At 65.4% G+C, this 20,071-nt stretch carries 20 protein-coding genes; 17 read left to right on the top strand and 3 right to left on the bottom strand.

Features of this window, described 5'->3' with window-relative positions; genetic code table 11:
• Positions 1–106: 106 nt before the first annotated feature.
• The 8 genes from ftsZ (at position 107) to dnaE (ending at position 9,079) form a co-directional block, all read left to right on the top strand.
• Positions 107–1,270, top strand: coding sequence for a cell division protein FtsZ (gene ftsZ, locus VLI63_RS16480; RefSeq protein WP_409157943.1), 1,164 nt, complete (start codon positions 107–109; stop codon positions 1,268–1,270).
• Complete coding sequence (locus VLI63_RS16475) at positions 1,248–1,943, top strand: YggS family pyridoxal phosphate-dependent enzyme (protein WP_409157942.1); 696 nt, start codon at positions 1,248–1,250, stop codon at positions 1,941–1,943. Before ftsZ ends, VLI63_RS16475 begins: the two co-directional genes overlap by 23 nt.
• 35 nt (positions 1,944–1,978) lie before the next feature.
• Positions 1,979–2,467 carry a cell division protein SepF gene (locus VLI63_RS16470; protein ID WP_354576145.1) on the top strand — a complete coding sequence of 163 codons (489 nt, stop codon included), beginning with the start codon at positions 1,979–1,981 and terminating at the stop codon, positions 2,465–2,467.
• Between the two features lie 74 nt (positions 2,468–2,541).
• Entirely contained in the window at positions 2,542–2,847 is a 306-nt protein-coding gene (locus VLI63_RS16465) for a YggT family protein (protein WP_409157941.1), read from the top strand.
• A 194-nt stretch (positions 2,848–3,041) separates the two neighbouring features.
• Positions 3,042–3,884, top strand: a complete 843-nt coding sequence (locus VLI63_RS16460) for a DivIVA domain-containing protein (protein WP_409157940.1) — start codon at positions 3,042–3,044, stop codon at positions 3,882–3,884.
• Positions 3,871–4,551: a signal peptidase II gene (gene lspA, locus VLI63_RS16455; RefSeq protein ID WP_409157939.1), complete on the top strand. Its 681-nt coding sequence runs from the start codon at positions 3,871–3,873 to the stop codon at positions 4,549–4,551. Before VLI63_RS16460 ends, lspA begins: the two co-directional genes overlap by 14 nt.
• Positions 4,552–4,559: 8 nt before the next feature.
• Positions 4,560–5,480 carry an RluA family pseudouridine synthase gene (locus tag VLI63_RS16450; protein WP_354576149.1) on the top strand — a complete coding sequence of 307 codons (921 nt, stop codon included), beginning with the start codon at positions 4,560–4,562 and terminating at the stop codon, positions 5,478–5,480.
• A gap of 47 nt (positions 5,481–5,527) precedes the next feature.
• Positions 5,528–9,079: a DNA polymerase III subunit alpha gene (dnaE, locus tag VLI63_RS16445; protein ID WP_409157938.1), complete on the top strand. Its 3,552-nt coding sequence runs from the start codon at positions 5,528–5,530 to the stop codon at positions 9,077–9,079.
• Positions 9,080–9,091: 12 nt separating this feature from the next.
• On the opposite strand, the gene VLI63_RS16440 is transcribed toward dnaE, so the two are convergent.
• Together VLI63_RS16440 and VLI63_RS16435 are read right to left on the bottom strand one after the other, a co-directional pair.
• Positions 9,092–9,727, bottom strand: a complete 636-nt coding sequence (locus tag VLI63_RS16440; RefSeq protein WP_409157937.1) for a hypothetical protein — start codon at positions 9,725–9,727, stop codon at positions 9,092–9,094.
• Positions 9,728–9,824: 97 nt separating this feature from the next.
• Complete coding sequence (locus VLI63_RS16435) at positions 9,825–10,343, bottom strand: flavin reductase family protein (protein ID WP_409157936.1); 519 nt, start codon at positions 10,341–10,343, stop codon at positions 9,825–9,827.
• Between the two features lie 95 nt (positions 10,344–10,438).
• Between VLI63_RS16435 and hisD the strand changes: the two genes are divergently transcribed.
• Genes hisD through VLI63_RS16420 form a run of 3 tightly spaced genes read left to right on the top strand, consistent with a single transcriptional unit; the run spans position 10,439 to position 13,329 of the window.
• Positions 10,439–11,749: a histidinol dehydrogenase gene (gene hisD / locus VLI63_RS16430; RefSeq protein WP_409157935.1), complete on the top strand. Its 1,311-nt coding sequence runs from the start codon at positions 10,439–10,441 to the stop codon at positions 11,747–11,749.
• 44 nt (positions 11,750–11,793) lie between these two features.
• Positions 11,794–12,267 carry a transcriptional regulator NrdR gene (gene nrdR / locus VLI63_RS16425; protein ID WP_409157934.1) on the top strand — a complete coding sequence of 158 codons (474 nt, stop codon included), beginning with the start codon at positions 11,794–11,796 and terminating at the stop codon, positions 12,265–12,267.
• 33 nt (positions 12,268–12,300) lie between these two features.
• Positions 12,301–13,329: a quinone-dependent dihydroorotate dehydrogenase gene (locus VLI63_RS16420; RefSeq protein WP_409157933.1), complete on the top strand. Its 1,029-nt coding sequence runs from the start codon at positions 12,301–12,303 to the stop codon at positions 13,327–13,329.
• A 286-nt stretch (positions 13,330–13,615) separates the two neighbouring features.
• Here the strand turns inward: VLI63_RS16420 and VLI63_RS16415 are convergent, their stop codons facing one another.
• Positions 13,616–14,203 (bottom strand): DUF3043 domain-containing protein, encoded by a 588-nt coding sequence (locus VLI63_RS16415; RefSeq protein ID WP_409157932.1) that lies wholly within the window; start codon positions 14,201–14,203, stop codon positions 13,616–13,618.
• A 41-nt stretch (positions 14,204–14,244) separates the two neighbouring features.
• Here VLI63_RS16415 and VLI63_RS16410 point away from each other — a divergent pair, with 41 nt between their 5' ends.
• The 6 genes from VLI63_RS16410 (at position 14,245) to VLI63_RS16385 (ending at position 19,912) form a co-directional block, all read left to right on the top strand.
• Positions 14,245–15,654, top strand: a complete 1,410-nt coding sequence (locus VLI63_RS16410) for a dipeptidase (protein ID WP_409157931.1) — start codon at positions 14,245–14,247, stop codon at positions 15,652–15,654.
• A gap of 85 nt (positions 15,655–15,739) precedes the next feature.
• Positions 15,740–16,123 (top strand): iron-sulfur cluster insertion protein ErpA, encoded by a 384-nt coding sequence (gene erpA / locus VLI63_RS16405; RefSeq protein ID WP_185204030.1) that lies wholly within the window; start codon positions 15,740–15,742, stop codon positions 16,121–16,123.
• Positions 16,124–16,327: 204 nt separating this feature from the next.
• A complete protein-coding gene (gene coxB / locus VLI63_RS16400) occupies positions 16,328–17,239 on the top strand; it encodes a cytochrome c oxidase subunit II (protein ID WP_185203668.1) in 912 nt (303 codons plus the stop codon).
• Between the two features lie 10 nt (positions 17,240–17,249).
• Complete coding sequence (ctaD, locus tag VLI63_RS16395) at positions 17,250–19,007, top strand: cytochrome c oxidase subunit I (protein ID WP_409157930.1); 1,758 nt, start codon at positions 17,250–17,252, stop codon at positions 19,005–19,007.
• A 4-nt stretch (positions 19,008–19,011) separates the two neighbouring features.
• Positions 19,012–19,479 (top strand): cytochrome c oxidase subunit 4, encoded by a 468-nt coding sequence (locus VLI63_RS16390; RefSeq protein ID WP_409157929.1) that lies wholly within the window; start codon positions 19,012–19,014, stop codon positions 19,477–19,479.
• Entirely contained in the window at positions 19,448–19,912 is a 465-nt protein-coding gene (locus VLI63_RS16385) for a GNAT family N-acetyltransferase (protein WP_185203671.1), read from the top strand. Before VLI63_RS16390 ends, VLI63_RS16385 begins: the two co-directional genes overlap by 32 nt.
• Positions 19,913–20,071: the final 159 nt, after the last annotated feature.

The raw sequence follows: 20,071 nt of genomic DNA, 5'->3' as shown, positions 1-20,071 counted from the left end.
TCTCGGCGGCATCGCGCCGCGCCCCTTAACTTCGAAACAAGAAACCTATACTGAGCATAACTTTAAGGCTCAGGTAAAGGTTGAAAGTTCCTACCGGAGGCCGGACGTGACAACGAACCAGAACTACCTAGCCGTGATCAAGGTCGTCGGCATAGGCGGCGGCGGAGTCAATGCCGTCAACCGAATGATCGAACTCGGCCTTCGCGGCGTCGAATTCATCGCCATCAACACCGACGCCCAGGCGCTCCTGATGAGCGACGCGGACGTCAAGCTCGACGTCGGACGTGAACTCACCCGCGGGCTCGGCGCTGGAGCCGACCCCGAGGTCGGCCGTCGTGCCGCCGAGGACCACGCGGAGGAGATCGAAGAGGCCCTCGCCGGCGCAGACATGGTCTTCGTGACCGCGGGAGAGGGCGGCGGTACCGGCACAGGAGGCGCGCCGGTCGTGGCCCGCATCGCGAAGTCCATCGGAGCGCTCACCATCGGTGTGGTCACGCGTCCGTTCGGATTCGAGGGCAAGCGCCGCGCCGCACAGGCGGACGTGGGAGTCGCCGCCCTCAAGCAGGAGGTCGACACCCTCATCGTGGTGCCCAACGATCGTCTCCTCGAGATCAGCGACCGTGGCATCTCCTTCCTCGAAGCCTTCGCCACAGCCGATCAGGTACTGCTCGCCGGCGTGCAGGGCATCACCGACCTCATCACGACCCCCGGGCTCATCAACCTCGACTTCGCCGACGTCAAGTCGGTCATGCAGGGGGCCGGATCGGCACTCATGGGCATCGGCTCGAGCCGCGGTGCGGACCGGGCGATCAAGGCCGCAGAGCTCGCGGTTGCGAGCCCACTGCTCGAGGCATCCATCGATGGAGCGCACGGGGTGCTCCTCTCGATCCAGGGCGGATCCAACCTCGGAATCTTCGAGATCAACGACGCTGCCCGGCTCGTGCAGGAGGCCGTGCACCCCGAGGCCAACATCATCTTCGGTGCGGTGATCGATGACACCCTCGGCGACGAGGTGCGGGTCACGGTGATCGCTGCCGGCTTCGACGGCGGAGAGCCCGTCGTGAAGAAGGAAGAACGTCGCGGTGGCACCGGTGATGTCACGGCGTCCGCGCCTGTCTTTGCGGCAGCGCCCGCCGCCACCGGCGCCGTCGAACCGGAGACGAGCAGTGTGCCGAACTGGGCCGCAGAGTCCGAAGTTCCGACCGCTCCGAAAGACCCGGTGTTCGATGATGGCGATGACGACCTGGATGTCCCCGATTTCCTCAAGTAGTCCCACCCTCGCGGAGCGCCTCGAAGAAGTGCGTGCGGGCGTCGCTGCTGCTGCCGTCGAGGCGGGACGCGGGGTGGACGAGATCACGACCATCGTCGTGACCAAGTTCCATCCCGCCTCCCTTGTGCGGGAGTTGTACGCCCTCGGGGTGCGCGAGATGGGCGAGAACCGACACCAGGAGGCCCAGGCCAAAGCCGCGGAACTCGCCGATCTCGATCTGGGCTGGAACTTCATCGGCCAACTCCAGAGCAAGAAGGCGAAGCAGGTTCGCGCCTACGCGCACTCCGTTCATTCGCTCGACCGGTCATCTGTCATCGAGGCGCTCGGCAGCGATGACGGCACGACGATCGAGTGTTTCGTGCAGCTCAATCTCACCGATGATCCCGGCCGCGGGGGAGTTCAGGATGCCGACCTCGAGCAGACCACGGAACTCGTGCTCGCCACTCCGGGGCTCGAACTGCTCGGCGTGATGGCCGTGGCTCCCGTGGGCGAAGACCCGAGGCCGGCGTTCGTGCGGGTACGTGAGGCTTCTGAGCGGATGCGACGGCTTGCGCCCGGCGCGCGCTTCATCTCCGCCGGAATGTCGGGCGACTACCGCGAGGCGATTCTCGAGGGCGCGACACACCTGCGGATTGGTTCCGCAATCACGGGAAACCGCCCGACCCCCGGTTAATCTGAACTCATCAGTTCCACCACAGGAGGCACGTAATGGCTAACCCACTTCGCAAGACCATGGTCTACCTTGGCCTCGCCGATGAGGAGTTCGACTACGAGGATGCCGCGCCCGTCGCTCCGGCACCTGTCGCCCGCGAGGTGCGTGAGTCTCCCCAGGCTGCGCAGTCCTCCGGTACCCGTGCTCCCGTCACACCCCTTCGCCGTGCTCCATCACAGAAGAATGCCTCACACTCCGACATGAACGAGATCCTCACCGTCCACCCGCGCCAGTACAAGGATGCCCAGGCCATCGCCGAGGCGTTCCGTGACGGCATCCCGGTGATCATCAACCTCTCCCAGATGAGCGAGCCGGAAGCGCGTCGACTCGTCGACTTCGCGAGTGGACTGTCGCAGGGGCTCTACGGCAAGATCGAGCGCGTCACCAGCAAGGTCTTCCTGCTGTCGCCGGCGCACGTCGCCGTCAGCGGAGACCAGGCCTCCGTCGAATCCGACGTCGATGCGTCGTTCTTCGCCCAGTCCTGAGCGATCCTGCCAGTCCTCATCCAATAAGACGCTCCCGGTAAGTCCTCCCGGGGCGCGCGCCCTAGTCTGACAACGTGACCTCAAACCCCTTCGCCATCCCAGCCAGCATCGCGTATTACCTGCTGCTGCTGTATTTCTTCGTGCTGTGGGGCAGGTTCATCCTCGATCTCGTGCGCAATTTCTCGCGGGGATGGCGCCCGCACGGCTTCGGCCTGGTGGTCTCCGAGTTCGTCTTCGCCCTCACCGACCCGCCCATCTCACTCGTGCGCCGGGTCATCCCCACCATCCGCATCGGCGGATTCGCGCTCGACTTCGCCTGGAGCATCGTGATGATCGTCACCCTGATCCTGCTCTCGGTCGCATCCGCCCTCAGCGTCTGAGGCAGACGACGCCGGTTTCGGCCCGGTCGGTCGGGGTACGGCGCGCCGTAGCCCGGGATGCACAGCAGTCCCTGTGTACTCTGGGATCGTGGTCGAACACCACGCGGCATCTCGACCCGATGACGCCGTCAGTTTGCTAGCGTTAGCTGACTGTTATTAGCGCTGTACCAGATGAGTTTTTTGAGGTGGCACCCATGGCACTTACGCCTGAAGATGTAGTCAACAAGCGATTCCAGCCGACCAAGTTCCGTGAGGGGTACGACCAGGACGAGGTCGATGACTTCCTGGACGAGGTCGTCGTGGAGCTTCGCCGTCTCAACCAGGAGAATGAGGAGTTGCGCCAGCGCCTCGTCGCCGGTGAATCCCGCATCAGCGAGCTCCAGCGCAGTGCCGCGCAGCCCGCCGCCCTCACCGAGGCCCCGCAGCCTCAGGCTCCGGCCGAGCAGGGCCAGCTCGCCCAGGCTCTTCCCCGCTTCGGAGAGACCCCGGTCGCCGCTCCCGTCGAGCCTGTGCCCGCACCGGTGCCGGCTCCGATCGCCTACCCCTCGCCAGAGCAGAACGCGATCGACTCCGGCAACACCAACAACCTCTTGCAGCTGGCGCGCAAGCTCCACGAGGAGCACGTGCGCGAGGGAATCGAGAAGCGCGACGCGCTCATTGCCGAGGGCCACGCCACGGCCGCTCGGGTCGTGAGCGAGGCCGAGGCAGCTCAGCGTTCGCAGATCTCCCAGCTCGACAATGAGAAGGCCGCTCTCGAGCAGCAGAAGACCACGATCGAGCACCAGATCGAAGACCTGCGCACCTTCGAGCGGGAGTACCGCCAGAAGCTCAAGGGCTACATCGAGGGCCAGTTGAAGGAGCTCGACGCCACCGAGCCCGCTCCGGCAGCCCCCGAGACCCCGGCCCCCGTCGCCTCTGCCCCGGTCGCCGCGGCGCCGTACGAGAGCGTGCCGGCAACCAGCGGATCCTACGACCTCGGCTCGTCCGACGGTGTGCAGTCGCCGCCCGCCAGCTTCCAGGGCTTTGGCGGCAACTGAACCGCAGGCGAAGGATCCCGCGTCCAAGGTCAGCGGCTCGGCGGTCAGCGTCAGGGCGCTCATCGCGCTGGCCCTCGTCGCGGTAGTCGTCTACAGTCTCGACCAAGTCACCAAGTTCCTCATCGTCAGTAATCTGGCGGAGGGGGAGCAGGTGAAGGCGATCGGGGAGCTGCTCCAGTTCCACTTCGTCAAGAACTCGGGTGCGGCCTTCTCGATCGCGAGCGGGTCCACCTGGATCTTCTCCATCGCGGCATCCGCCGTCACGATATTCATCATCGGCTTCGCGCGCCGCATCCGTTCGGTCGGCTGGGCGGTGCTGTTCGGGATGCTCCTGGGCGGCACCACCGGCAACCTGACAGATCGCCTCTTCCGGGAGCCGGGTTTCGGCGTCGGACACGTCGTCGACTTCATCCAGGTGCAGGGCTTTCCGGCCATCTTCAACATCGCAGACTCGTTCATCGTCGCGAGCATGGGACTCTTCATCCTGCTGACGCTTCGGGGAATCGGGCTCGACGGGCGCAAGGCATCCGACCGCCACCCCGTCGTTGCGAGCGAAACCGGCACTGGCGCCAACACCACGGACGCCCACACCTCTGACGCCCACACCTCGGGCGCTCCCGCCACCGACATCCACACCACCGACATCCACACCACCGACACCAAGTAGGCATCCCCATGGAATCGCGCAGCCTCCCTGTACCGGACGGGCTCGCCGGGGAACGTGTCGACGCCGCCCTTGCGAAGCTGATGGGCTTCTCGCGCAACTTCGCCGCGGAGATCGCCGAAGCCGGGGGAGTCGTCGCAGACGGAGTCACCCTGGGCAAATCGGACCGGTTGCGGGCCGAGAGCTGGCTCGAGGTCACCTGGCAGCCGAAGGTCGCTCCGTCGATCGAACCCGTCGTCGTGCCCGACCTCGGCATCGTGTACGACGATGACGACATCGTGGTGGTGGACAAACCCGTTGGCGTCGCTGCGCATCCCTCCGTGGGATGGACCGGCCCGACAGTGCTCGGCGCGCTTGCGGGAGCGGGATTCCGCGTCTCCACATCGGGTGCCGCGGAGCGCGCGGGCATCGTCCATCGCCTCGATGCGGGCACGAGCGGCCTCATGGTCGTGGCGAAGAGTGAACGGGCCTACACGGAACTCAAGCGGCAGTTCCATGATCGCGAGGTCGACAAGATCTATCACGCTGTAGTTCAGGGACACCCGGATCCGCTCTCCGGAACGATCGATGCGCCGATCGGGCGGCATCCGTCCTCGAGCTGGAAGTTCGCGGTCACCTCGGATGGCAAGAACTCCGTGACTCACTACGAGACGCTCGAGGCTTTTCCCAGCGCCTCGCTGCTCGAAGTGCACCTGGAGACCGGCCGAACGCACCAGATCCGCGTTCATATGGCCGCCCAGCGGCACCCCTGTGTCGGCGATGCGATGTACGGCGCAGACCCCACGATCTCCGCGCGACTCGGACTCACCCGGCAGTGGCTGCACGCGAAACAGCTCGGTTTCACGCATCCCGGAACGCAGGAGAGGGTGCTCTTCACGAGCGAGTATCCGGCCGACCTGCAACACGCGCTCGACGTGCTCCGCGGCGACTGACCGAGGCTTAAGCTGGATGCCCACCCCCGGTCAGTAAGGCTCAGGAATTGCCCCACAGCAACGATTCATTCGTGCACCTGCACGTGCACAGCGAATATTCGATGCTCGATGGCGCCGCCCGCATCGGCCCGCTGATGAAGGCTGCTTCCGAGCAAGAGATGCCGGCCATCGCGATGACCGACCATGGCAACATGTTCGGCGCGTACGACTTCTGGAAGCAGGCGACGGCCAACGGGGTGAAGCCGATCATCGGCACCGAGGCCTACATCACGCCCGGCACTGCGCGCCAGGACCGCACCAGGGTGAAGTGGGGCGCGAACCACCAGAACCAGGATGACGTCGGCGGTTCGGGTTCGTACACGCATATGACACTGCTCTCGCAGAACAACGAGGGCATGCACAACCTGTTCCGGCTCTCCTCCCTCGCCTCGATCGAGGGCTACTACTTCAAGCCGCGCATGGACCGGGAGCTGCTCAGCACCTACAGCAGTGGGATCATCGCGACCACGGGCTGCGTGGGAGGCGAGGTGCAGACGAGGCTCCGTCTCGGCCAGTACGAGGAGGCCCGAAAGGCTGCCGCCGATTTCCGGGACATCTTCGGCGAAGGCAACTTCTTCGCCGAGGTCATGGACCACGGAATCGATATCGAGCGTCGCACCATGGAAGACCTGCTGCGGCTCGCCAAAGACCTGAACCTTCCCCTGCTGGCGACCAACGACCTTCACTACACGCACGCCCACGACTCCACCGCTCACGCTGCTCTGCTCTGCGTCCAGTCCGCGTCAACGCTCGACGACCCCAACCGCTTCAAGTTCGACTCGAACGAGTTCTACCTCAAGTCGGCCGCCGAGATGCGGCACCTGTTCCGCGATCATCCCGAAGCCTGCGACAACACGCTGCTCATCGCCGAGCGGTGCGACGTGACTTTCGAACACCGCAACCTCATGCCGCGCTTCCCGGTGCCGGAAGGGGAGACCGAGGCGACCTGGTTCGAAAAGGAAGTGAACGCCGGCATGCTGCGGCGCTTCCACAATGCGCCATCGGAGGCGCATCTCGCCCAGGCGAAGTACGAGGTCGATGTGATCAAGCAGATGGGATTCCCCGGCTACTTCCTCGTCGTGGCGGACTTCATCACCTGGGCGAAGGCGCAGGGCATCCGTGTCGGGCCGGGGCGTGGATCCGCCGCCGGGTCCATGGCCTCCTACGCGATGGGCATCACCGAACTCGACCCGCTTGCGCACGGTCTCATCTTCGAGCGTTTCCTCAACCCCGAGCGCGTGTCAATGCCCGATGTGGATGTCGACTTCGACGATCGGCGACGGGGTGAGGTCATCCGCTATGTCACCGAGAAGTACGGCGACGACAGGGTCGCGCAGATCGTCACCTACGGCACGATCAAGGCCAAGCAGGCCCTCAAGGACTCGGCTCGAGTGCTCGGTATGCCCTACTCGGTGGGCGAGAAGCTCACGAAGGCGATGCCCCCGGCCATCATGGGCAAGGACATCACCCTCAGCGAGGTGCTCGACAAGGCCGCCCCGCGCTGGAAGGAGGCCGCAGACTTCCGTGCCGTGCTCGAGACGGACCGGGATGCCGCGACGGTCTTCGAGACGGCGCAGGGCATCGAGAACCTCAAGCGCCAGTGGGGAGTGCACGCCGCGGGGGTGATCCTCTCGGCAGAGCCGCTCATCGACGTGCTGCCGATCATGAAGCGCGAAGACGACGGCGCGATCATCACCCAGTTCGACCAGCCCCCGCTGGAGTCCCTCGGACTCATCAAGATGGACTTCCTCGGGCTCCGGAACCTCACCGTCATCGAAGACGCCCTGAGGATGATCGAGAAGAACACCGGCTCCACACTCGTGATCGAAGACCTCGACCTCGATGCCGACCAGAAGACCTACGACCTCCTCGCCCGCGGCGACACGCTCGGCGTGTTCCAGTTGGATGGCGGGCCGATGCGCTCGCTGCTCAAGCAGCTCAAACCGACCAACTTCGAAGACATCTCCGCGGTAATCGCGCTGTACCGCCCGGGTCCGATGGGAATGAACTCCCACACGAACTACGCGCTGCGCAAGAACGGCCTGCAGACGATCGATGCGATCCATCCCGAGCTCGCGGAGCCGCTGCGGGAGAGTCTCGGCATCACCTACGGCCTCATCGTCTACCAGGAGCAGGTGATGTCGGTCGCCCAGAAGGTGGCCGGGTTCACCCTCGGCCAGGCCGACGTTCTTCGGCGGGCGATGGGCAAGAAGAAGAAGTCGGAGCTCGACAAGCAGTACGCCGACTTCGAGGCCGGAATGACCGGCAACGGCTACAGTGCCCAGGCGGTGAAGGTGCTCTGGGACACGCTGATGCCCTTCGCCGACTATGCCTTCAACAAGGCGCACAGCGCCGGCTACGGCGTGCTGAGCTATTGGACCGCCTACCTCAAGGCGAATCATCCCGCCGAGTACATGGCGGCGCTCCTGACGAGCGTCGGGGACTCTAAGGACAAGCTCGGCATGTATCTGAGCGAGTGCCGTCGCATGGGTATCCGGGTGCTGGCTCCGGACGTGAACGAGTCGAGCGGGGACTTCACGGCGGTGCCCAACGCCAGTACCGATTCACACAGTGGGGTCGGTGACATCCGCTTTGGTCTCGGTGCGATCCGCAACGTCGGAACGAACGTGGTCGAGGCGATCGCGAAGTCCCGGGAGGAGAAGGGCCGTTTCGAGTCCTTCCACGACTTCCTGCGCAAGGTGCCGATCCAGGTCGCCAACAAGCGCACGGTGGAGTCGCTTATCAAGTCGGGTGCCTTCGATTCGACGGCGGCGACCCGCAGGGCCCTGCTGGAGATCCACGAGGATGCCATCGACTCTGCGGTGAGCGACAAGCGGGCCGAAGCCAACGGACAGGTCGGCTTCGACTTCGACAGCCTCTGGGATGAACCGCAGGCCGTGAACCAGGTGCCCGACCGCCCCGAGTGGTCCAAGCGCGACAAGCTCGCGTTCGAGCGAGAGATGCTCGGGCTGTACGTGTCCGATCATCCGCTCGCCGGTCTCGAGCTCCAGCTCGCCAAGCTCGCCGGTTCGACGATCACCGAGGTTCTCGCGGGAGAGGTCGCCGGCGACGGGGAACACGTGACAGTAGCGGGACTGATCACCTCGGTGCAGCATCGCACGGCACGGAATTCCGGCAACCAGTACGGCGTCATCACCGTCGAAGACTTCGCGGGGGAGATCACGGTGATGTTCCTGGGCAAGGCCTACCAGGAGTTCTCGCCAGCCCTCACCAACGATGCCATCGTCGTCGTGCGAGGACGGGTCAGCATGCGCGACGACGGGATGAACCTGCACGCGTCGAGCATGTTCACGCCCGATCTCGGCCAGAGCCTCGGGTCGGGCCCCCTCACGATCTCGATGCCCGAATTCCGGGCGACGACGGATGTGGTGACGCAGTTGAACGACGTGCTCATCCGGCATTCCGGCGATACCGAAGTGCGGCTCAAGCTCGTCAAGGGCGAGACGGCGCGGGTGTTCGAGATCCCGTTCCCGGTCTCGGTCAACGCCGACCTTTACGGCGAGCTCAAGTCGCTCCTCGGTCCGAACTGCGTGGTCTGACCGGTCGATCGACTACAGCTGGAGCACGATCGGCGGGTAGCTGATGCGAGTGGAATACCAGTTCCAGTGACCGCCGGCGGTCTGTTCGATGTACGCGTAGACGGGCTGGTTCGCGGGCAGGTTCGAGTAGACGACCGAGATCGACTGGGTTCCGTTCACCACCCGGGAGCCGAGACCGGACACGCCGGGAAGGAACGACAGACCCTGAACGGTGAAGGTCACCGGCCCCGAGGTCTCAACGGCGAAGGAGATCACATAGGTTGCCGGCGTCGTGGCCCCGTAGGCGCCCGGCTCGAAGTGGACCTGGGCAGTGGGATTGCGGCTCGAGGTCACCGTGCGGTCGAAGCCCGCGTAGGGGGTCGCGGCATCCGTCTGCACGATCGTTGGCATGATCAGCGTGGTATTGGTGCGCCCGAGTCCGATGGTCTTGGTGGGGCTGAGGGTCTCGATCGTGCGGAACCACACGTGCGACGGAATGTAGCGATTCGACGGCGTGTAGGCGAGAGCGACATCGCGCAGGTCGAGAGTGTCGGTGAACGAGTCGACATCGGCGGACGTCCGGTCGAACGCGGTGTGGTCGAGCTCTGTCTTGTCGAGCCCTGTGTCGTCGAACTTCGGGGTCACGGCGCGGGAATCGATGGTGGTCATGGAATCCTCCTCAGTATCGGGACGGATTTATCCCGATACCCCTAGGAGCACAACGGCCCGGGCCAGATACACGGCAGGGCACTCGATGTCGTGTCGACTAGACCGTCTCGCCCGGCTTCAGGTAGGTGCGCTCGTGATAGAGCAGCGCGGCATCCGGTTCCCCCAAGGCGCCCTCTTCGACCTGCACCACGACCACGACGTTGTTGGCGACGGGGAAGCGCTCGACAATGCGCCCGACCATCCATGAGGTGACGCCCTCGAGGATCGGGAGGCCGTGCGGTCCCGGCGCCCAGTGGTCGCCTTCGAAGCGCAGGTCGTGGTCGCCGGACATCCGCTCAGCCAAATGGCGCGTCCGCGCTCCCATGGTCTGGATGGCCACCCAGTCCGTTCCGGCGACGGCGGGCCAGGCGCTGGCCACCTTCGCCATGTTGAAGGTCGCGAGCGGCGGCACGGCGGCGAGTGAGGCGAGGGATGTCGCGGTGAATCCGACGGGCTTGCCCTCTGGGGTCAGCGCGGTGATCACGACGACACCGGCGGCATGCCGGCGGAAGGCGTGTTTGAACGCGGCGATACCGTCCGGCTCTTCCGGGGTGACCACGGGCGCTGTCTCATCCATACGGCTATCAATTCTGTCTCGACTGGCGATATTCCCGTGGCGGTCAGGTGACTCCCACGAAGGTGCCAGAGAGGGTCCCCTAGGATTGGCTCGCCATGATCCAGACCATTGACCTTCGGGGTCTTAAGCCTAGCCGCGCCGAACTGCTCGCCCTCGTTCCGAGGTCACTAACCGACGTAAACGCCGCGTCGGCGATCGCGCAGGAGCTCATCTCCGATGTGCGCGAACGGGGCGAAGAAGCTCTTCTCGACCAGGCCGAACGGCTGGACGGCGTGCGTCCGGCGCGAGTGCGGCAGGATGTCGCGCACATCTCGGCGGCCGTCCGAGCCCTCAGCGTTCCCGTGCGCGACGCCCTCGAAGAGGCGATCGTGCGCGTGCGGGCGGCCTCGGAAGCCCAGTTGCCCTCGCCGCGTGTGACCACCCTCGGTCCCGGCGCCGAGGTCATCCAGCGCTGGAGCCCGGTTGCCCGCGTCGGCTTCTACGTGCCCGGCGGCAAGGCCGTGTACCCCTCGAGCGTCGTCATGAACGTGGTGCCCGCCCAGGTCGCGGGGGTGTCATCCGTGGCGCTCGCCTCGCCGGCGCAGCGGCAGTTCGACGGAAACATCCACCCCACCATCCTTGGAGCGGCCGGACTCCTCGGCATCGACGAGGTCTACGCCATGGGCGGCGCCGGAGCAATCGGCGCCTTCGCCTGGGGGGTGCCCGGTCTCAGCCTCGATCCCGTGCAGGTCATCACCGGCCCGGGCAACGTCTACGTGGCCGCAGCCAAACGCATCGTGCGCGGCCAGGTCGGCATCGACTCCGAGGCCGGGCCCACCGAGATCCTGGTGATCGCGGATGCCACTGCCGATCCCTTCCTCGTCGCGACCGACCTCATCAGCCAGGCCGAGCACGACGAACTCGCCGCGGCGGTGCTGGTCACGGACTCGGTGGACCTCGCCGACCGTGTGCAGGAGGAGCTTCTCAGGCTCGCCCCCCTCACGCCGCACAGCTCTCGCGTCGACATTTCGCTTCGCGGGGTCCAGTCGGCAGTCGTGCTCGTCGACAACATGGTGGATGCGGCGGCGTTCAGTAACGTCTATGGGCCGGAGCACCTCGAGATCCAGACCGCCGACCCCGGCCAGGTGCTCGATCTCATCGAGAGTGCCGGCGCGATCTTCCTCGGGGCGCACTCGCCCGTGAGCCTCGGCGACTACCTCGCCGGGTCGAACCATGTGCTCCCCACCGGAGGGCAGGCGAGATTCACGCCCGGGCTCGGTGCCTACACCTTCCTGCGCCCCCAGCAGGTGATCCGCTACGACCGCGACGCGCTCAAGGCCGTGGGAGACAAGGTGGTCGCGCTGGCGACCGCGGAAGACCTGCCGGCGCACGCCGCCGCGATCACTGCGCGGTTCGCCGAACAGTAGGTCATCCCCTCGGGCGAGCCGTGGCGCGGTATCCTTTCAGCACCATGTTCTGCCCCTTCTGCAGGTATCCCGATTCCCGTGTCATCGACTCGCGGACGAGCGACGACGGCATGTCCATCCGCCGCCGCCGCCAGTGTCCGGACTGCGGCCGACGCTTCTCCACCACCGAGACCGCGAGTCTCAACGTCGTGAAGCGCAGCGGTGTCGTGCAGCCCTTCAGCCGGGAGAAGATCGTCTCCGGCGTGCGCAAGGCCTGCCAGGGCAGACCGGTCACCGATACGGATCTCGCGATGCTCGCCCAGCGGGTCGAGGAGACCATTCGTGCCACCGGGGCGTCCCAGGTCGATGCCAACGACATCGGACTCGCGATCCTCCCACCACTGCGGGAGCTCGACGAGGTCGCCTACCTGCGCTTCGCCAGCGTGTACCAGGGGTTCGACTCTCTCGAGGACTTCGAGGCGGCCATCACCCTCCTCCGGGTCGAACACGACGCGGCCGCCGAGGTCTCCGAGAACTGATGGCGGCCGCTGGGCCGGTAGCCTGAACCTGGCATGTATCGACTACTCTTCAGGCTCGTCCTCACCCGGCTCGACCCGGAGACCGCGCACCACCTCGCGTTCGACGTGATCCGCTGGCTCCCTCGCATCGGACTCGGCGCGATCCTCCGTAGGCTCAGTCGCCCCGGCCCTTCCCTCGCGGTCGACGCCCTCGGCCTGAGATTCGCCTCACCCTTCGGCGTCGCCGCCGGTTTCGACAAGGACGGCCGTGCCATCCAGGGCCTCGGCCAGCTCGGATTCGGCCACGTGGAGGTGGGTACCATCACGGCGATCGCGCAGCCGGGAAACGATCGCCCGCGCCTGTTCCGACTGATCCCCGACAACGCGGTGATCAACCGCATGGGCTTCAACAATCTCGGCGCGGCGGATGCGGCCCCTCGATTCGCGCGCGAGCTCGCCCGCGGCATCCGCCCGGTCATCGGCGCGAACATCGGAAAGAGCCGCGTCGTCGATGTTGATGACGCGATCGCCGACTATCTCGTCAGCGCTCGCCTGCTCGCTCCGGTCAGCGACTATCTCGCCGTGAACGTGAGTTCCCCGAACACTCCCGGCCTGCGTGGACTGCAGGAGCTCGACAAGCTCACCCCCCTTCTCACCGCCGTCAACGACGCCGCGGGAGACACCCCCGTGCTCGTGAAGATCGCGCCGGACCTCACCGACGACCAGGTGCGGCGAATCGCCGAACTGGCGGTGGAACTCGGCCTCGCGGGCATCATCGCCACCAACACGACCCTGTCCCGTGACGGCCTGGTGACGGATGCCGCGATCGTCGAGGCTGCGGGAGCCGGAGGGCTCTCCGGTGCTCCACTCGCCGCCCGGTCGCTCGCGGTCCTCCGCATCATCCGCACCGCAGTGCCGGAGGATTTCTGTGTGATCTCGGTCGGGGGAGTGGATACCGCCGCCGATGTCGCCGAACGCCTCGCCGCCGGTGCGACTCTCGTGCAGGGCTATACCGCGTTCCTGTATCGCGGACCACTCTGGGCCCGTTCGATCAATCGCGGGTTGGCAAAGCTCGGCCGCTGAGCCGAATGCCGCTGGGCCGAATGCCGCTGGGCCGAATGCCGCTGGGCCGAATGCCGCTGGGCCGAATACCGCTGGGCCGAATGCCGCTGAGGCCGCGTTCCGCCGAACGCTGCCGGCGCAATATCCGCCGCGGCGGGGGATACGTCCTCTCGCGGCGGCGTAGTGGTACCGCGGAGGGAGTCATAACTCCCGCCGCGAGGTCGTAGTCCCGCCAGGAGCCGCGAGGGAGCCTAGGGCCGCCGCGACCGTCGAGGGAGGGCCGCTGCGCTGCGCTGACGCGGGCGCCTCAGGCCGGGAAGGCTCCGCGCTTCACCTGCGGCTTCGGCAGGCGCATGGGACGCAGCTGGAGGGCGCGCATGGCGGTGTACCAGCGGTTGCCCTTCTGCACCTTGTCTTCCCCGTACTTCGCGGTGAGCTTGCGCTGGATCAGTACACCGGCGACGATGCAGTCGATCACGGCGATGAGGAAGAAGCCCCAGAGCGCGAAGATGGCGATCGACTGGACCACGGCGTTGTTGATGAAGGTGAGGATGATCACCAGGAACATCACCGGGATGATCAGTTCGCCGACACTCCAGCGGGCGTCGACGTAATCGCGGATGTAGCGCCGCTGCACACCCTTGTCTTTCGTCGGCAGGTACTTCTCTTCGCCGTTCGCCATGCCGACGCGGGCTTTCTCGCGCGCCTCGTTCATCTTCGCGCGGGAGGCCTTGTTGCCGGCCTTGCGGTCGCTCGACACGAGCGGGCGCATGTTCGCGGCCTCGCGCTCCTTGCGCGTCGGCGTGGCGTGACCCTTGCCGCTCGAAATGCTGTCGGTGTTGAGGTCGTAACCGGCCGCCGGGTCGGTCTTGCTCGAACTGTCTGGCTTGGCCACTGGAGATTCCTACCGATCGATGTCTGCTTAAGATTACCTTCATGTCTTCTCCAGCGGCCACACGTCCAGAACTCCTCCAGACTCTTCGCGAATCAGTCGCCGGGGGATTCCCCGTCGCCGTCGCCGAGCTGTCGAAACTGGTGCGCATTCCCTCGGTCTCCTGGGCGGCGTTTGATCCGCAGCCGGTCAGCGAGAGTGCGGATGCCGTCGCCGCCCTCGTCACCGGGCTCGGCGTCTTCGAGACCGTGCAGGTGGCTCGTGCCCCGATCGGAACGGGGGCGGATGCCCCGCTCGGCCAGCCCGCCGTTCTCGCGACCCGCGCCGCCCGCAACGGACGGCCCACCATCCTGCTGTACGCGCACCACGATGTGCAGCCGCCCGGCAAGGACGAGGACTGGGACTCCCTCCCCTTCGAGCCCACGGTGCGGGGTGACCGCCTGTATGGTCGCGGCGCCGCCGACGACAAGGCCGGCGTCATGGCACACATCGCCGCGATCCGCTCCTTCGTCGAGACCGTGGGATCGGACTTCGACCTGGGGCTCGCGCTCTTCATCGAGGGGGAGGAGGAGTTCGGTTCGCGATCGTTCACCAACTTCCTCAGCGCGCACCGGGCAGAACTGGCCGCAGACGTCATCGTCGTCGCCGATTCCGACAACTGGGACGTCGACACCCCGGCCCTCACCGTCGGTCTCCGCGGCAATGTCACGTTCCGACTCACGGTGTCGACGTTGGAGCACGCCTCGCACTCCGGGATGTTCGGGGGAGCGGTTCCGGATGGCATGCTCGCCGCCATCCGGCTGCTGGCCACCCTGCACGCCGAAGACGGGTCCGTCGCGGTCGAGGGCCTCAGCTCGCGGGAGGCCGCGACACCCGACTACCCCGAGGAGCAGCTGCGCCATGAGGCGGCCCTTCTCGAAGGCGTCGCTCCGATCGGCTCCGGCACCATCCTCAGTCGCCTCTGGTCCAAGCCGGCCATCACCGTCACCGGAATCGATGCGCCGAGCGTCGGCAACGCCTCCAACACGCTTTCCCCCTCGGTCAGCGTCAAGATCAGCGCGCGGATCGCCCCCGGCCAGCAGGGCACCGAAGCCTTCGCGGCCCTCGAGAGCCACCTCCGCTCGAACGCGCCATTCGGTGCCCACATCGAGATCGACGACGTGGACACCGGAAACGGATTCCTGGTCGACACGAGCGGCTGGGCGGTGACCGAGGCGAAGACCTCGATGACGGATGCCTGGGGAGTCGAGGCCGTCGAGACCGGTATCGGCGGATCGATCCCCTTCATCGCCGACCTCGTCGAGATGTTCCCCGCGGCGCAGATCCTCGTGACCGGCGTCGAAGATCCCGACTCTCGCGCGCACAGCCCCAATGAGTCCCTGCATCTCGGAGTGTTCCAGCGGGCCATCCTCACCGAGGCCGTTCTGCTGGCGCGACTCAACGAACGCCAGTGAGACGCGCGCCGAAGCTCGCAGGAACAATATCCAGCATCCGATGCTTACACTTGATAGCAGAACTCGCCGACCCTAAGGAGTTGTCATGACCGACACCGCGCTGACTGAAACCAAGTCCGTCGAGACGACGTCCGAAGCCTCCGCTCACGGCGTCGGCCTCACCGACACCGCAGCCACGAAGGTGCGCAGCCTCTACGAGCAGGAGGGTCGTGACGACCTCCGCCTGCGCGTGGCAGTGCAGCCCGGCGGATGCTCCGGCCTCATCTACCAGCTCTACTTCGACGAGCGCCTGCTCGACGGCGACGCGACCGTCGACTTCGACGGTGTCGAGGTAGTCGTCGACAAGATGAGCGTCCCCTACCTCGATGGCGCGACCATCGACTTCGAAGACACCATCCAGAAGCAGGGTTTCACCATCGACAACCCCAACGCCTCGGGCAGCTGCGCGTGTGGAGACAGTTTCCACTGAGGCCCGGCCCTCAGTGAGAGCACGCTAACAGCGGGCTCCCACGCGGCATCCAGAGAAGGGAATCGCCTGGGGCGGTTCCCTTTTTTGCTGCCCGAATTCAGGGAAATCGCCGGTTCGGGTGCCCATTCCGTCCGAGAGCGCGCGTCCTGCGGAGTAGGCTTGGAGCACCAAATAAGCTGGGATTCGAACCAGCAGTTGTCCTGTATGTCCGTGTCATCCGAGAGGTTCCAGGTGCGCTCCAACCGCCGTCTTCGATGGGCAGTAGCTCCAATCGCTGTCACGCTCGTCGTCATTCTGGCCGGCTGTAGCCAGCAGCAGCTCCGGGGATTCCTCCCCGAAGGCTCCGCCGGCGCGACCAACCACACCTCGGGCATCACCGGTCTCTGGGTCACGTCCTGGATCGTGCTGCTTGCCGTCGGAATCATCACCTGGGGCCTCATCATCTGGGCTGCCATCGTCTACCGTCGCCGCAAGGGGCAGACCGGCCTGCCGGTGCAGTTGCGCTACAACCTTCCGATCGAGATCTTCTACACGATCGTGCCGCTCATCCTCGTGCTCGGTTTCTTCGCCTTCACGGCCAAGGAGCAGAACTCGATCGAGCACGTCGTGAAGAACCCCGACGTCAAGGTCGAGGTCTACGGCAAGCGCTGGGCCTGGGACTTCAACTACCCGGGTGTCGGTCCCGGTGGCAACGGCGTGAACTCCCCGGGCATCCAGGCCCAGGAGCTCGAGAACGCCGATGGCAGCATCGACCGCTCAAAGATCCCCACCCTCTACCTGCCGGTCAACAAGAGCGTCCAGATCAAGATCGAGAGCCGCGATGTCGCGCACTCCTTCTGGGTCATCGACTTCCTCTACAAGAAAGACAACATCCCCGGCAAGGACAACTACGAGTACGTCACTCCGACGAAGCTCGGCACCTTCGAAGGCAAGTGCGCGGAACTGTGTGGCGACTACCACTCGCTGATGCTGTTCCAGGTGAAGGTCGTGACGCAGTCGGAATTTGACGACTACATCCAGAGCCTCGCCGACAAGGGCCAGACCGGAATCCTCGGCCCGGAGTACAACACGAACACGAACCAGCCTGACAACAAAGCACCGTCGGCCGAGAAGTAGGGCGATCACCATGAGCACAGCGACAGCACCCGCACCGACTCCGACGGTGGGCGGCACGAGCAACAGCCAGTTCACGACCTCACGGGTGGGTCCCAAGGGCAACATCCTGGTCAGTTGGATCACCACCACCGACCACAAGAAGATCGGGTACCTCTACCTGATCACCTCTTTCCTGTACTTCCTGCTCGGTGGGGTGATGGCGCTCGTCATCCGCGCTCAGCTGTTCGAGCCCGGCCTGCAGATCGTCGCAACGAAGGAGCAGTACAACCAGCTCTTCACCATGCACGGCACGATCATGCTGCTGATGTTCGCGACGCCGCTGTTCGCCGGCTTCGTGAACTTCCTGATGCCGATCCAGATCGGCGCTCCGGATGTCGCTTTCCCGCGTCTCAACGCCTACGCGTACTGGCTCTACAGCTTCGGTTCGCTCATCGCGGTCGCCGGGTTCCTCACCCCCCAGGGCGCGGCGTCGTTCGGGTGGTTCGCCTACGTGCCACTGTCGACCACGACCTTCTCTCCGTCCCTCGGAGGAAACCTCTGGGTCTTCGGTCTCGCCCTGAGCGGATTCGGGACCATTCTCGGAGCCGTCAACTTCATCACGACCATCGTCACGATGCGTGCTCCCGGAATGACCATGTTCCGCATGCCGATCTTCGTCTGGAACGCCCTCGTCACCTCGATCCTCATCCTGATGGCCTTCCCGGTGCTGGCAGCGGCCCTGTTCGCCCTCGGATCCGACCGGGTATTCGGGTCGCACCTCTACAACGTCGAGGCCGGTGGTGCGATCCTCTGGCAGCACCTGTTCTGGTTCTTCGGGCATCCCGAGGTCTACATCATCGCGCTGCCGTTCTTCGGCATCGTCTCCGAAGTCTTCCCGGTGTTCAGCCGTAAGCCGATCTTCGGCTACAAGACGCTCGTCTACGCCACCATCTCCATCGCGGCACTCTCCGTCACGGTGTGGGCGCACCACATGTATGTCACCGGTTCCGTGCTGCTGCCCTTCTTCTCGCTCATGACGATGCTCATCGCCGTTCCGACGGGCGTGAAGATCTTCAACTGGATCGGCACGATGTGGCGCGGCTCGGTGACCTTCGAGACCCCAATGCTGTGGGCGATCGGATTCCTCATCACCTTCACCTTTGGTGGTCTCACCGGCGTGATCCTCGCATCGCCGCCGCTCGACTTCCACGTGTCGGACACGTACTTCGTCGTGGCCCACTTCCACTACGTGGTCTTCGGCACCGTCGTCTTCGCCATGTTCAGCGGCTTCTACTTCTGGTGGCCCAAGTGGACGGGCAAGATGCTCAACGAACGCCTGGGCAAGATCCACTTCTGGCTGCTCTTCATCGGCTTCCACACCACCTTCCTCGTGCAGCACTGGCTCGGAGTGATGGGGATGCCGCGTCGCTACGCGACCTATCAGCCGCAGGACGGGTTCACCTGGATGAACCAGCTGTCCACCGTGGGAGCCATGATTCTCGGCGTCTCGATGCTTCCGTTCATCTTCAACGTCTACATCACCGCCCGCACCGCACCGCGCGTGACGGTGAATGACCCCTGGGGCTACGGACGCTCGCTCGAGTGGGCGACCTCCTGCCCGCCGCCGCGCCACAACTTCACGTCGATTCCGCGCATCCGTTCCGAGTCTCCCGCTTTCGATCTCAACCACCCCGAAGCGGGGATTCCGGTCGGGATCGGCGGGGCTGGCCCGTTCAAGGACGCCCCGGAAGCAGCGACCTACGATGTCGCCGACGGACAGGTGAAGTAGAACCATGAACGCCCAAGCGAAAATGCTCTGGATCCTCTGCGCCTTCTTCATCGCAGCGGACATCACCTACGTGACCTGGAGCATCATCCAGCACAACACCGGGTACGTCACCCAGCTCGGCGGAACCCAGGGCGGGGGAGAGGGCTCACCCGTCGAGTGGGTTGGCGCAGTGGCCATCGGGCTCGCTGCCATCCTCTCGGCATTCGTGGCCTTCTACCTCGGGCGCACCAATAAGTCCGTCGGCGGATTGCTGCCGGAGGACCGCCTGGACGCCAACATCGACGATGGGGACCCGGAGCAGGGATTCTTCAGCCCCTGGAGCTGGTGGCCCATCATGTTGGCCGCCGGTGGGGCGCTCCTGTTCATGGGAATCGCGATCGGAGTGTGGATTGCCTTCATTGGTGCCGCGATCACCATGATCAGTCTCGTAGGGTGGGTCTATGAGTACTACCGCGGAAACTTCGCCCGCTAGCCCAACCAACGTGCGACTGGCCTCGCCCGCCGATCGTGACGCGGTGTTCGCTCTCGTCGAGCAGCTCGGCATCGGTGAGAAGCCGAATCGTGAATCCTTCGCCGAGGCCTTCGCGCACGGCGTGGAGCCGAGCAGGGACCATCTGCTGCTCGTGGCCGAACTGGACGGTGTCGTCTCGGCCTACGCCTATACGACGATCGAGCGGCTGCTCTACACGAACGGTGACTCCGCCCAGCTGCAGGAGCTTGCCGTGAACACCCCCGCGCGTGATCGTGGCCTCGGGAGCCTCCTGGTGGCCGCTATCGAGGACGAGTGCCGCTCCCGCGGCGTCCGTCAGCTCACCGTGGCCAGCAGCCATGCGGCCCGGTTCTATGAGCGACTCGACTACCGCTCGACCTCCGACTTCCTGAAGAAGAGCTTCGTCAACGACTGACCGTAGGCGTCTGTGTCACCGCAGTCGAGGGATCCCTTCGTCCGCTGATATCCGGGCGCTGTGGTTCCTCCGCGTTCCGCATTCCGAACCAGCCTCGCCGGCATCGTCAACGAAAGGCGGCCTGGCGCCGTGCGTTGCGGAGTGCTCGCAGACGTCCGC

The sequence above is a fragment of the Lacisediminihabitans sp. H27-G8 genome (assembly GCF_046156175.1).
GTDB lineage: Bacteria > Actinomycetota > Actinomycetes > Actinomycetales > Microbacteriaceae > Lacisediminihabitans.
Note: the sequence above shows the minus strand (reverse complement) of the source record. Positions and strands in the feature narration are given on the sequence as shown.

Excerpts from the sequence above, each read along its gene's own strand:
- coxB (WP_185203668.1), top strand. The coding sequence starts at position 16,328 with ATGTCCGTGTCATCCGAGAGGTTCCAGGTGCGCTCCAACCGCCGTCTT.
- hisD (WP_409157935.1), top strand. The coding sequence starts at position 10,439 with ATGATCCAGACCATTGACCTTCGGGGTCTTAAGCCTAGCCGCGCCGAA.
- erpA (WP_185204030.1), top strand. The coding sequence starts at position 15,740 with ATGACCGACACCGCGCTGACTGAAACCAAGTCCGTCGAGACGACGTCC.
- VLI63_RS16420 (WP_409157933.1), top strand. The coding sequence starts at position 12,301 with ATGTATCGACTACTCTTCAGGCTCGTCCTCACCCGGCTCGACCCGGAG.
- VLI63_RS16450 (WP_354576149.1), top strand. The coding sequence starts at position 4,560 with ATGGAATCGCGCAGCCTCCCTGTACCGGACGGGCTCGCCGGGGAACGT.
- nrdR (WP_409157934.1), top strand. The coding sequence starts at position 11,794 with ATGTTCTGCCCCTTCTGCAGGTATCCCGATTCCCGTGTCATCGACTCG.
- VLI63_RS16385 (WP_185203671.1), top strand. The coding sequence starts at position 19,448 with ATGAGTACTACCGCGGAAACTTCGCCCGCTAGCCCAACCAACGTGCGA.
- VLI63_RS16475 (WP_409157942.1), top strand. The coding sequence starts at position 1,248 with ATGTCCCCGATTTCCTCAAGTAGTCCCACCCTCGCGGAGCGCCTCGAA.
- ctaD (WP_409157930.1), top strand. The coding sequence starts at position 17,250 with ATGAGCACAGCGACAGCACCCGCACCGACTCCGACGGTGGGCGGCACG.
- VLI63_RS16435 (WP_409157936.1), bottom strand. The coding sequence starts at position 10,343 with ATGGATGAGACAGCGCCCGTGGTCACCCCGGAAGAGCCGGACGGTATC.
- VLI63_RS16410 (WP_409157931.1), top strand. The coding sequence starts at position 14,245 with ATGTCTTCTCCAGCGGCCACACGTCCAGAACTCCTCCAGACTCTTCGC.
- VLI63_RS16440 (WP_409157937.1), bottom strand. The coding sequence starts at position 9,727 with ATGACCACCATCGATTCCCGCGCCGTGACCCCGAAGTTCGACGACACA.
- VLI63_RS16390 (WP_409157929.1), top strand. The coding sequence starts at position 19,012 with ATGAACGCCCAAGCGAAAATGCTCTGGATCCTCTGCGCCTTCTTCATC.
- VLI63_RS16470 (WP_354576145.1), top strand. The coding sequence starts at position 1,979 with ATGGCTAACCCACTTCGCAAGACCATGGTCTACCTTGGCCTCGCCGAT.
- VLI63_RS16460 (WP_409157940.1), top strand. The coding sequence starts at position 3,042 with ATGGCACTTACGCCTGAAGATGTAGTCAACAAGCGATTCCAGCCGACC.